The sequence below is a fragment of the Sediminibacterium sp. FW305-C-61 genome (assembly GCF_058231065.1).
Map to the genome: position 1 here is coordinate 834,870 of NZ_JBIQXR010000001.1, position 12,221 is coordinate 847,090.

General features: G+C 40.2%; 10 protein-coding genes. 9 read left to right on the forward strand and 1 reads right to left on the reverse strand.

Going from position 1 to position 12,221, the window contains the following annotated elements; translation table 11 throughout:
• The first annotated feature begins 62 nt into the window (after positions 1-62).
• From ACH30E_RS03590 to ACH30E_RS03615, 6 genes are all read left to right on the forward strand, one after another.
• A complete protein-coding gene (locus ACH30E_RS03590; protein WP_294988375.1) occupies positions 63-428 on the forward strand; it encodes a PadR family transcriptional regulator in 366 nt (121 codons plus the stop codon).
• 20 nt (positions 429-448) lie between these two features.
• Positions 449-2,662 (forward strand): PspC domain-containing protein, encoded by a 2,214-nt coding sequence (locus ACH30E_RS03595; protein ID WP_294988373.1) that lies wholly within the window; start codon positions 449-451, stop codon positions 2,660-2,662.
• A 189-nt stretch (positions 2,663-2,851) separates the two neighbouring features.
• A complete protein-coding gene (locus ACH30E_RS03600; protein ID WP_294988371.1) occupies positions 2,852-3,247 on the forward strand; it encodes a hypothetical protein in 396 nt (131 codons plus the stop codon).
• A 92-nt stretch (positions 3,248-3,339) separates the two neighbouring features.
• Positions 3,340-4,164, forward strand: a complete 825-nt coding sequence (locus tag ACH30E_RS03605; RefSeq protein WP_294988369.1) for a hypothetical protein — start codon at positions 3,340-3,342, stop codon at positions 4,162-4,164.
• Between the two features lie 202 nt (positions 4,165-4,366).
• Positions 4,367-5,452: a glycine cleavage system aminomethyltransferase GcvT gene (gene gcvT, locus ACH30E_RS03610; RefSeq protein ID WP_294988367.1), complete on the forward strand. Its 1,086-nt coding sequence runs from the start codon at positions 4,367-4,369 to the stop codon at positions 5,450-5,452.
• Positions 5,453-5,629: 177 nt separating this feature from the next.
• Entirely contained in the window at positions 5,630-5,977 is a 348-nt protein-coding gene (locus ACH30E_RS03615; protein ID WP_294988365.1) for a septal ring lytic transglycosylase RlpA family protein, read from the forward strand.
• Here ACH30E_RS03615 and ACH30E_RS03620 read toward each other — a convergent pair.
• Positions 5,946-6,365 carry a hypothetical protein gene (locus ACH30E_RS03620; RefSeq protein ID WP_490838978.1) on the reverse strand — a complete coding sequence of 140 codons (420 nt, stop codon included), beginning with the start codon at positions 6,363-6,365 and terminating at the stop codon, positions 5,946-5,948. The genes ACH30E_RS03615 and ACH30E_RS03620 overlap by 32 nt on opposite strands.
• 223 nt (positions 6,366-6,588) lie before the next feature.
• Here ACH30E_RS03620 and ACH30E_RS03625 point away from each other — a divergent pair, with 223 nt between their 5' ends.
• The 3 genes from ACH30E_RS03625 (at position 6,589) to ACH30E_RS03635 (ending at position 12,206) form a co-directional block, all read left to right on the forward strand.
• Positions 6,589-6,933, forward strand: coding sequence for a single-stranded DNA-binding protein (locus ACH30E_RS03625; protein ID WP_294988358.1), 345 nt, complete (start codon positions 6,589-6,591; stop codon positions 6,931-6,933).
• 344 nt (positions 6,934-7,277) lie between these two features.
• Positions 7,278-8,000, forward strand: a complete 723-nt coding sequence (locus ACH30E_RS03630; RefSeq protein ID WP_294988356.1) for a 2-phosphosulfolactate phosphatase — start codon at positions 7,278-7,280, stop codon at positions 7,998-8,000.
• 441 nt (positions 8,001-8,441) lie between these two features.
• On the forward strand, positions 8,442-12,206 hold the full coding sequence (locus tag ACH30E_RS03635) for a DEAD/DEAH box helicase (RefSeq protein WP_490823669.1): 3,765 nt from the start codon (positions 8,442-8,444) through the stop codon (positions 12,204-12,206).
• Positions 12,207-12,221 lie beyond the last annotated feature (15 nt).

The following is a 12,221-nucleotide window of genomic DNA, read 5'->3' on the forward strand; positions in this document are numbered from 1 at the left end:
ATATTTATCATCATTGTTCTGCTTACCCCCCGAATAGTAAGGGAACAATAAAAACTCCGGCTATGGACATTCAGAACACACAAAGTCAGATGCGAAAGGGTGTATTGGAGTTTTGCATTTTATCCATCATCAGGCAGGGTGAAGTTTACCCCAGTGATATCGTGGACCGAATGAAAGCTGCTAACCTGCACATCCTGGAAGGTACATTATACCCGCTGTTGACAAGATTGAAAAATGCAGGTTTACTGACCTATCGTTGGGTGGAAAGTAACAGTGGACCGCCCCGTAAATATTTCGTGATGACCGATAAGGGCTTAGAGTTCTACAATGAACTTGAAAGAACCTGGCAGGAACTGGCAGATGCGGTACATGCATTAACCCAGCCACCGGCCGGAACGGAACACGAAGAAAATCCAACCCAACCTTAACCAACAAAACTGAACAGAAAATGAAAAAGGTAATCAATATAAACTTCCAGGGCAGGGTAATTCCCATTGAGGAGTCTGCCTACGACATGCTGAAGCAGTATGTGGAAAGTTTGAGAAAGTTCTTTGCTAATGAGGAGGGACGTGACGAGATCATCAATGATATTGAAGGTCGTATTGCTGAACTTTTTGGCGATATCCTGAAAAAAGGTGCTACCTGTATTACCGATGATGCGGTGACTGGTATCATTAATAGCATGGGCCGTCCGGAAGACTTTGAAGGCGAAGAGACAAATGTGAAATCGCAATTAGGCGGTGAAGAGAAAACATATACCTATACCAATACTGCATCAACTGAAGCATCTCCTCGCGGTAGATTATACCGTGATGATAATGAAAAAATTATAGGTGGTGTTTGCGGAGGACTGGCTAACTATCTCCGTATCGATCCTACCATTGTACGATTGGTATTCGCCCTCATAACTTTTATGGGAGGTTCCGGTATCCTGCTGTATATACTATTTTGGATCATACTTCCTTCCAGACCACTGGAAGGAGTATCTTCTACCAAAAGATTATACCGTAACCCGGAAGAAAAAGTGGTGGCTGGTGTAGCCAGTGGTATTGCTTCATACTTCAATATAGCAGTATGGGTACCACGTCTCATTTTCGCTTTCCCGTTGGTACTTGGTATCATTACTTCCATTTTCAGGGGCGCTTTCTGGATGGATGTTGATCCATTCCCCGGTATCATATTCGGATCTTTTGGAGGTACATTGTTTGTAGTGTATGCAGTATTGTGGGCAGTAATTCCTGAAGCAAAAAGTGCTTCAGAAAAACTGGAAATGCGCGGTGAAAAAGTAGACCTGCATACTATTAAAAATACCATACAGGAAGACCTCGAAGGATTTAAAAGCCGTGCCGAAAAATGGGGTGGTGAATTCAAAGATAAAGCACAGCAATTTGGACAGGAGTTTGGTCAAACTGTTGGACAAAAAGGTAAACAGGCCGGAGCTGAAGCAGGTTCTGCTATCAGAAGAGGTGGAAGAAGACTGGGAGGCATAATCGCGATCCTGTTTAAAGCTTTCTTCCTTTTTATCGCAGGTATACTGGCATTCGCTTTATTGGTAACATTGATTGCCTTTATGGTTGCAGGTGTTGGTGTATTTCCTTTGAAAAACTTTTTCCTCGAAGGGTTTACGCAGAACTTCCTGGCCTGGACAACACTCTTATTATTCCTTGGTGTTCCTGTAGTAGCATTTATTACCTGGCTTATCCGTCGCATCATGGGTGTTAAATCTGGTAATCGTTACCTCGGATTTACATTCGCCGGATTGTGGGTTATTGGTTTGATATGTGGTGGTATCCTTACTTATTCTATTGTTCGCAATTTTGATGCAACCGCCCGTGAAAAACACGAGTACACAATCGTACAGCCTTCTACTGGTAAACTCACCGTTAAAGTGCCGGATAGTAAAGTAAAAGTGTATGGTCGCTGGTTTAAAATGGATGGTATAGTGAGTATGAACGACGATAGTCTTTTCCTGAATAATGTACGCCTGCGTATCGTGAAAAGTCCTGATTCAGCCTACCATATCTATTCTTATAAATACAGCAGTGGAAGAGATGAAGGAGCGGCTGTGAGGAATATTCATGAAATATCTTACAGCATCAACCAATCTGATAGTACCATATTGTTAGACCGTGGCTTTGCGCTGAAAAAGGGAACCAAATTCCGTAACCAGGGTGTACAGTTAACCATACAGGTACCAGTTGGCAAAAGAATCCTTGTTGATAGAACTGTATCCCGTAACCTTAACTGGTTCCATGTTGGAAATGGTTACGACTGGGAATGGGATGAAGAATGGAACAGCAATAATGAAGACTGGAACTCGAATGTTGAATATGTAATGACACTGGGCGGATTGGAAAGAATAAAAAGCAAAGAAGATATTGCAAGAGAGAAGGAGCGTAAAACTGAGTCAGATACAGATAATGATGCAATTGAGCAGTATAAAAAAAGCAAAGAAGAATTACAGAAAGAATATGAGCGCAAGAAGCGTGAAGCTGATGAGCTGAAAAAAGAATTAGAAAAACCAGTTGATACAACCCGTTACCGCTACAAAAAAGCAACAGCAATGAATGATGCTGAAATAAAAGCGGATAATGAGCACAAATCAGACAACCAGATGCCTATTGAAGCTTCCAGGTTACTGATGATGCAAATGGTTTATTAAAGAAGGTTGAAGTTGGGAAAAAAGAACCCCGTCCTGTTCTCACGATGGGGTTCTTCCCTTCTCATTTTAAAAAACAAACAGCACTAAATCTGACCCTTAAAACATTATTGCCGCAACTGCTTATTGATAAAAGAAGTGTCCTTATAGACACCTGTTGTGGCCAAAATCAATAAAAGAAAACAGATGAAAATGAAATACACTGTCGCCATCGCAATCTGTATTATGTTACTAACTGGATGTATCCGTTATAATGCAGAATATACAAATAATGGCAGAACTTCATTTAAGGTGCAGGATAGTAGACATATTTACAGAATAGAAGCAAGTTTTAGCCGCTCTAAAACATCTCAGGTAGCGAGAGCCATCGATGACTTGCTTGATACAAATAATGAATTTGAGCCACGTGATCTGCAAGGCACTATTTCATTGGAAGACGATACACGCGTTTATGTTAAACTACGTTCGGGCCGATTGAAAATCAGGTTCAATAAAGATGAGAACAGCGAAACAGCATTTGAACGGATGAAAGACCTCACAGATAAATTGAAAGCTACCTTATACAATAGCGAGGCGAAACTACACTAAGATATTTATTGCTTTCGGATGATAGACCCACTTGCAACCGGCATCTAAAACCGGTGAATATGGTTGAAACCATGTCACCATAAATCATCTGTATGAAAAAAATATTATTACGACTGATTTTCATCATCGTACTGGTACTCTCTATCGTGTACCTGCTGTCCTGGAAATCACCCAGGTATTATATACCGCAATCCACTTATAATACAGCAGATTCCATAGTTCCTTTTTTACAATATACCGGTGAGCATGAGCGGCCTTATCTGTTGAAAGGGAAATCATATATCATATTCGGGGCCACCCATACAAAAGATCCTAAATCAGTACAGATCGTGCAAATGGAAAACCTTTGGTACGATTTTAAGCCAACCATTGCATTAGTTGAAGGCCGACTTGGTTTTTTATTACCACCCTTTATGGATCCTGTAAAAGAATTAGGGGAGGGAGGAATGTTGAAGGCGCTTGCACATAAAGACGGTATCAAAATCATGAACTGGGATCTGTCGAAGCAAGCCCTTGCTGATTCACTTCAACATTATTTTACCCGGGAACAAATTGCGTTGCAACAGATCCTCAATCCCTATTTTGGTAATCTACGATTTGGTAAACCTGACTCACCCGAAAAATTTATTCAACCATACTTTAAACGAGCTGCCTACCTTGGGTTATCAGACAGTATTAAATCGGTTGCAGATATTGACCGTATCTGGAAAAAATATTTTCCTACGTCACCCGATTGGCGCGAAACTTCTGATGAATATACATTGCCCGGTTACCTGGCGGAAATGATGGCAATTTCAAATGATATCCGAAACCGGCAACTGGTTACCATTGTAAAAGAACTCACCCAGAAAGGTGAGCGGGTATTCCTGCTTTGTGGATCCAGTCACGCCTATTGTGTAGCACCCGCATTCAAATAGTCCTCCAATCATTCCTTCCTTGCTCTGGATTTAAATCCGGAGCAAGGAAGGAATTTAAAACATTTTATGTGCTCATGCTCCTTTCGCTTATTTTTGCGCCACGATAAAATAAGCAGATAAAATGAGCCATAGCAATATCGTTACACCCACTGTAATGTTTTTGGCAAATTCCATCTGACGAAAATCAATTAAAAATAATCAGATGAAAAATACACCCTTCACCGAAAAACACATTGCCTTAGGAGCAAAAATGGCCGAATTCGCAGGCTATAACATGCCCATCAGTTACTCAGGAATCAACGATGAACATGCAGCCGTTCGCAAAAACGCCGGTGTATTTGATGTGAGTCATATGGGTGAGTTTATCCTTAAAGGCGATAAAGCCCTCGACCTGATTCAACGTGTTACTTCCAATGATGCTTCCAAGTTAACCAAAGGCAAAGCCCAATACAGTTGTTTGCCAAATGAACAAGGAGGTATAGTAGATGACCTGATTGTGTATTGTATAGAAGAGAACAGCGTTTATATGCTGGTGGTTAATGCATCAAATATTGAGAAAGACTGGAACTGGATCAGTCGTTTTAATACAGAGCAGGTTGAAATGCATAATATCAGCGATAAAACCTGTCTGCTGGCCATACAAGGTCCTTCTGCAACCAAAATGCTTCAGCCACTCACTGATATGGATATCATGAACCTGAAGTATTACACTTTTGCTAAAGGAACTTTTGCAGGGGTAGAAAATGTACTGGTAAGTGCAACAGGTTATACTGGTGCAGGTGGCGTTGAAATATATTTTGAAGACATAAATGGTGCCGCTGATAAAATCTGGAATGCCATTTTTGAAATCGGTACCCCACAAGGATTGAAACCAATTGGTTTAGGCGCAAGAGATACGCTTCGTCTTGAAATGGGTTATTGTTTATATGGTAATGATATCGATGATACAACATCCCCACTGGAAGGTGGACTGGGTTGGATCACCAAATTCACAAAAGATTTTACTGCCAGACCAATATTGGAAAAACAAAAGGCGGAAGGAATTACCCGCAAACTGGTAGGTTTTGAAATGATTGAGCGTGGTATACCCCGACACGATTACCTGATAAAAGACGCAGCGGGTAATACAATCGGAAAAGTTACTTCTGGTACACAGGCTCCATCGCTGAATAAGGCAATTGGACTAGGTTACGTGAATACTGCTTTTGCGGCAATTGATACGGAGATTTATATTGATATCAGGAATACACTGGTAAAAGCTAAACTGGTTAAATTTCCTTTTGTATAGTTAAATACAATGTTTTTTAAAAAGCTGTGGCATTATTGTCACAGCTTTTTTATTGGATAAAAGCCAGATTCAATCTGGTTTCAAGGGTATTCAATAGGAAAATAAATATAAACCGTATTTTTAAACATCGTGCTAACCCCTCTACGATATAGTTTGTTCGCATGCTTTCTGTTATTTATGGCTTGTAAACCAAGGCAGCATGCAGCTCCCGGTATAGAACATATTGGTAGTATTGGTGTTGAAATTGGTCAGGCAGTGATGGTTTCAGATCAGCTACAGGGTCTGCCAACAGCGAGTGGCAATAAATACGATAGTTTAAAATATACAGGAGCACACAGAACGCTGAAGTATGGAAGTAAAGTGGTGGTTACCAATACGGAAACCGGTGCGTCTGTAACAGTAAAAATCATAGATCGGGGCCCTTTAACAACAGGACATATAATTGGCCTAAGTAAGGCCGCCATCAAAAAAATTGATACGACTGGTGCACAAATTATACCTGTTCGTATTCGGTATAAGGAATAAAGAACCACTTGGTTTTTTCAGAAAGACTAACTACGAGTATTGCCTCTTGAGCAGATGCCAGATAAGCATGGTCATAACAGCAGATGAGTTTTTTCCCATCTTTAGTGATTAGTGTATGGGTGAAATAATTGAATTGAAATCCCCGGGAAGATAAATCGTAACGCATTATGGTAACTGGTTCATTAGCATCATTCAGACAGGATTTGAGTATGCGTCTGTTTTTCAACAATAAATGGTTAACACGACGAATCAGTCCTTTTTCTGCACGGTGTTTTTTATTATTGAATGCGCTTCTGCAATAGTCGTCACAAAATTTTTTATCGGTTCTGCCTATTATGCGCTGCTTGCAGGATAAACACTGCTTTTCTTCGGCTAACATAGTCTTCATTTTATTGCAATTGAAAATAAATGGAATACAAACAGTTTCCCATTTACCAGACCACTGTTTTCGCAAATGCAGTAGTTATACAACTGTTTAACCTGTATTTCTACCTGAATTAAAACTACCCTCCCTGCAAAAAAGATTTCAATCGGAAATAACCGGATATGTTCCGGCTTAAAGTAATGATCAGATTGATATTCGTTGTAACTAAATCGAAAAAATCTGCATTATGAATATGATCAAAAACAAAGTTCAGTTGATTGGTCATCTTGGTCAGTCGCCCGATATAAAAGTGCTGGAAGGTGAACGGAAAGTGGCCAATATGAGTTTGGCAACAAAAGAAAATTATAAGGATGCCAATGGGGCGAAAGTATCAGATACCCAATGGCATTCAATAGTAGCATGGGGTAAGTTGGCGGAGTTCGCAGAGAAATTCCTCACTAAAGGAATACATGTTGCAGTAGACGGCAAACTGGTGAACAGGGCCTATATCGACAAAACTGGTGTAAAAAGGTCGGTTACAGAAATCCATGTCCACGAGATATTAATCATAACCCCTAAAAAAGAAATGTAGCCTTTCTTCTGTACGGCCGGCTTTTCCAGGCTGGCCCATTTTTGGCTTATGGTGTTTGGTTCATAGGCCATAGACCATGGTCCATAGGGTATCAAAGCTTTATCATGACTTTCAAACTTTCTCATGATAGATCTTGAAAATCATGATAATCTGTGTTCTATTAATAACAGATAGTGCATTTACTGCAACCAAATATTTCTTTAAGTAACTGGCTTTAAATTTTCTCCCCCTTCATTATTCCAATAAAAGCAGAAAGTCTATAATAAGCACCCATCAAGGCTTGTAGCTTGTAGCTTGCAGCTTGAAGCTATTTTTCCCTTCACCAATTACTATATTTGCACCCGATGAAAGTAAAACCTAGTTTATATACCATACTCTCTCCAAGGTTATTGGATATTTATGATGTATCGGATAGTGTAGTTGTTATTATTGATGTATTCAGGGCAACATCAACCATTGCTACTGCCTTGTATAATGGGGCAGAGCGAATTATTCCTGTAGATACTGTTGAAAAGTGCATTGCGATTGGAGAGAAAACAGGAGGTATAACAGCCGGTGAAAGAGATGGAAAAATAATTCCCGGTCTGGAACATGGCAATTCGCCTGCCGAATACCCGAGATCATTTATAGAAGGTAAAACATTGGTACTTACCACCACCAATGGCACCAAACTATTACATATGGCACTTAATAAAGGTGCTTCAGAAGTAATTACCGGCTCATTTCCCAATATTTCTGCAGTCTGCAGGCACCTGTTAGCACAACAGAAAAATGTTATTCTCGGCTGTTCAGCCTGGAAAGACCGGTTTAACCTGGAAGATGCCATGTTTGCCGGTGCGGTAATACACCAGATCAAAGATCACTTCACCATACATTGCGATAGCAGTCTGATGGCCGCCGATATGTATGGCCTGCATCAACATGATATGAAAAGTTTTATCCGCAGAACCACCCACTGGCACAGACTAGCTTCTTACGGACTCGAATCAGACCTGGAGTACTGTGTAACCCCAGACGGAGCCGACGTACTGCCGATTTATAAGGATGGTGATCTGGTGCGGGGTTGAGTGCATGGTCGATGGACCATGGTCCATAGTCCATAGTCCATAGTCCATGGACCATAGACCATAGCTGAAGCAAGTAAGTTAGCACAGTACACTAACCAAGCGATTTCCTACGAACGCACACATCTGGTTCTACTATGGACTATAGACCATGGACTATTGTATGGATCAATATGTTAGCAAACTAACCAAGCGATTTCCTACGAACGCACACATCTGGCTCTACTATGGACTATCGACCATGGACTATGGGCCATGGACCATCCCTCAATTAACAAACATTTCATCCACATTCTTTCCATTTTACTTCCTAAACTCGGCTGCTTTCCTTTACTTTTGCAAATTGCCCTTTTTTGAAGTGGCAGGTTGTTTTTTTACAGGTAAACAGGGTGTAGCTTGGTTTATTGCCATCTCGTTTGTTTGCTGCTCATAACAGATTGAATTATGGCACTTCCGTATCTGGTTAAACATATTTATAATAGCGGCACCGAAGAAGTGATTCGCAGAGGGAAAAAAATTCATGCACTGGGTAATGTTGAACTTGTGGAGTATGATGAATTGATGGCCAATGTGGTTTTCAGGGTTAAAGATGATGGCTATGCTACCTTTTATAAAGTACATATTAACCAGTTTAAAGATCCTAAAACATTATCACTCCGCTGCTCTTGTCCCTATAACCTTTCCGAAATCTGCCGCCACAAAGCCGGCGCACTTTTTCATTTACAAGATCTGCTCGACAGAAATCAGTTAGGCGAAAAAGAAACCAGTTACGATCAGAAACATACGGTCGTTAAAATGAAACAACTGGATCTGAAACTTATCAAAATGCTTTCTTCCCAGGAGAATGTTGAAAAGGCAGAAGATTTTTTGAGAAGCAGCAGATCAAATATCCTTGAAGCAAAAGATGAACGTGTATTAGCCGAACTGGATTATGAAGGAGAGAAATTTAAAATACTGCTTCAAAAGAATGAAGAAAGAAACTTTGATACAAGCTGCAACTGTAATGCTGAAACTGAACACCCACTTTGTATTCACAAGGATATAGTATTACTTCAGTTGCTGCATAATTATGGACCTGCATATTTTGACAGTATCCGTAATTGGGACAAAGAAAAAAATAAATTATTGGCATTGTATGGTTATTCACTAAGTGATGACCTCAGCGGTAAATTTGAATTTACTTATACAGACGGTAAACCATTTCTGCGCGTACTCGATACAAGTATCAAAAGAGTTAGCCTAAATCAACCGGTAGAACCCAAGCCCCGACCCATTGAAGAATTAAAACCGGTAACCCTGGTAGAAGAAACTGAAGAGCGGGTAAAAGAATCACTTAAACTGGGGGTGGTAATAACGTTTAATGAACAGCAATATCCCTATGTTCAGTTAGAAGCAGTGCAGGGTGAAACCGATGAAGAAGGTAAAGCCTATATCAGTAAAGTAACCAAACTAGACCTTTCCCGATTCATCAATACAGAAGTATTTGATGAGGACGATAAAACCACCCTTCAGCAGTTACGTAAATTAATGCCATCGGAAGTTAGCCGCTACTTAGATCGTAACTCTCCTTTCAGTGGTATCTGGGAAAATATTATTCAGCAACACAACGATGAATTGCCGGAGGAAACAAGGCATCTCATGAATGAATACCTGCATCCGAAAGTGAAAAAATTATTTTCAGAACTTTCGGAGAGCAATTTTGTATTCAGCTTACCAGAGCGCAAACCTTTTACCACTGCTAATCTTCAAAAAGTAGAACTGGTAACGAATTATATCAGTCCGGAATTCGAAATTAGTTACCAGAAAGGTCAGTATGAGATAGATTGTCGTGTTAAACTACCACTTGCCGACCTGAATATTACAGAAAATGAAAGCAGCTCTTCGCTGTTCTTTAAATACCATCACCAATTTTTTACCTGGCAACGTACAGAAGACATTTTGGTGCTGGAGAAATTCCTGCCTTCAGGTAAAATAATAATTCCGGCAGAAGACTGGTCGGTTCAATTACAACAATTCATCCTCCCACTTTCGAAGGAGTTTAATGTGCATTTCGGGAATGTACAAAAAGAAGAAGTAAAAGATGTTAAGCCCGAAGTAAAAGTGATGTTGAAAGAGAAAGGTGAATACCTGCTGTTTCAACCCATTTTCAATTACCGGGGTTATGATGTGCGGTCTTCCGATAAAGAAAAAATTGTTATCCCTGTTGAAGATAAGTTACTGGTGATTCAGCGGAATGTAGAAGCGGAAAAAGAATTTGTTCAAAAAATCGAATCACTTCACTCTCATTTTATTCGTCCTGCAGAAGGAGATATCCTTGCACTGAAAGGAACCGAAGTATTACGCAACAACTGGTTTTTCCTTTTTGTGGATGCGGTGAAAGAAATGAATATTCCGGTTTTTGGTTTTGAAGCATTGAAGAATTTTAGGTTTAATACGGCGAAACCATCCACTAAAATTTATATCAGCAGTAATACGGATTGGTTTGACGCGAAAATTGAAATACAGTTTGGCGACCAGAAAGTAACGGTTGATGAAGTAAAGAAAGCGTTAACCAACAAACAACAATTTGTACAACTTGGAGATGGCACATTGGGTATTCTTCCTGAAGAGTGGATAAAGAAATATTCATTACTCTTCCGCGTAGGTGAGGGTAAGTCTGGGTCTATGAAACTCAGCAAATACCATTTTAGTGTAGTGGAAGAATTGTACATGCAGCGTGATGAAGAAGAATTATTTTTTCAACTCGAAGAAAAATACGACCGCCTCAAGGAGAATCATTCCATCAAAGAAATACCGGCACCAGAACACCTCAAGTCTGTATTAAGACCTTACCAGGAAAGCGGTTTTCAGTGGTTGAACTATTTGAGAGAAGTGCAATGGGGAGGCATTCTTGCAGATGATATGGGTCTTGGTAAAACCATCCAGGCATTAAGCTTTCTCTATCATTTAAAGCAGGAAAACGGTTCGTTAAAGGCCTTGGTTGTTTGTCCAACAACATTGATGTTTAACTGGCAGAATGAAATCAAAAAGTTTACACCTGAAGTGAGTTATTATGTGCATCATGGCGGACAAAGAACCAGGGAGAACCTGGCTGCTACCAATGCAGATGTAATCATTACCACTTATGGTACATTAAGAAGTGATATCAAACAATTTGTAGAAGTAGCTTTTGATTATGTGGTACTTGATGAAAGTCAGGCGATAAAAAATCCATCCAGTAAAGTAACTAAGGCAGCCAGTTTAATTAAGGCAAAGAACAGGTTATGTTTAAGTGGTACACCTTTGCAAAACAACACCTTCGATATATATGCGCAGATGAATTTCCTGAACCCGGGAATGCTGGGAAGTGTTGAATTTTTTAAACAGGAATTTTCTATCCCTATCGATAAATTTGGCGAAAAAGAGCAGAAAGATCACCTGCGCAAACTATTGTTCCCCTTCATATTACGCAGAACCAAGGAACAAGTGGCCAAAGACCTGCCAGAAAAACAGGAGATGGTGTTATTCTGTGAAATGGGCGATGAGCAGCGAAGAATTTACGATGCTTACCGAAACGATTACCGGGATAAAATTTTGGGAGTGGTTGAAAACCAGGGAATTCAAAAATCGCAACTTACCATCTTACAGGGCCTGATGAAGTTGAGGCAAATTTGCGATAGTCCGGCAATCATAAAAGACGAAGAAAAATTTCCGAATGTTTCTGTAAAGCTGGAAGAGCTGGGTCGGGAAATAACCGAAAACATCAGCAACCATAAAGCACTAGTTTTTTCTCAGTTTCTGGGCATGCTTGCGTTGATTAAAGATAAAATGAAGGAGTTGGGCGTTGAATATGAGTATTTCGACGGAAGTAGCACGGTTGCAGAAAGAGAGAGAGCGATACAACGTTTTCAGAACGACGATAGTTGCAGGGTATTCCTTATCTCGCTGAAAGCGGGTGGGGTGGGTCTTAACCTTACTGCGGCAGATTATGTTTACATCGTTGATCCATGGTGGAACCCTGCAGTGGAACAACAGGCAATAGATCGTACGCACCGTATCGGTCAAACCAAGAATATTTTTGCTTACCGGATGATTTGTACAGATACAGTGGAAGATAAAATTCTGAAGCTACAGGATCGAAAAAGAAGTCTGGCAAGAGAATTAATAACAGACGATGAAGGCTTTGTGAAAAACCTCACAAGGGAAGATGTGGAATACCTGTTTAGCTAGAGAGCTGAAAGCCCC

Bases quoted from the DNA above. Each gene is read 5' to 3' on its own strand.
- ACH30E_RS03605 (WP_294988369.1), top strand. From the start codon at position 3,340: ATGAAAAAAATATTATTACGACTGATTTTCATCATCGTACTGGTACTC.
- ACH30E_RS03595 (WP_294988373.1), top strand. From the start codon at position 449: ATGAAAAAGGTAATCAATATAAACTTCCAGGGCAGGGTAATTCCCATT.
- ACH30E_RS03600 (WP_294988371.1), top strand. From the start codon at position 2,852: ATGAAATACACTGTCGCCATCGCAATCTGTATTATGTTACTAACTGGA.
- gcvT (WP_294988367.1), top strand. From the start codon at position 4,367: ATGAAAAATACACCCTTCACCGAAAAACACATTGCCTTAGGAGCAAAA.
- ACH30E_RS03590 (WP_294988375.1), top strand. From the start codon at position 63: ATGGACATTCAGAACACACAAAGTCAGATGCGAAAGGGTGTATTGGAG.
- ACH30E_RS03625 (WP_294988358.1), top strand. From the start codon at position 6,589: ATGAATATGATCAAAAACAAAGTTCAGTTGATTGGTCATCTTGGTCAG.
- ACH30E_RS03630 (WP_294988356.1), top strand. From the start codon at position 7,278: ATGAAAGTAAAACCTAGTTTATATACCATACTCTCTCCAAGGTTATTG.
- ACH30E_RS03615 (WP_294988365.1), top strand. From the start codon at position 5,630: ATGGCTTGTAAACCAAGGCAGCATGCAGCTCCCGGTATAGAACATATT.
- ACH30E_RS03635 (WP_490823669.1), top strand. From the start codon at position 8,442: ATGGCACTTCCGTATCTGGTTAAACATATTTATAATAGCGGCACCGAA.
- ACH30E_RS03620 (WP_490838978.1), bottom strand. From the start codon at position 6,365: ATGAAGACTATGTTAGCCGAAGAAAAGCAGTGTTTATCCTGCAAGCAG.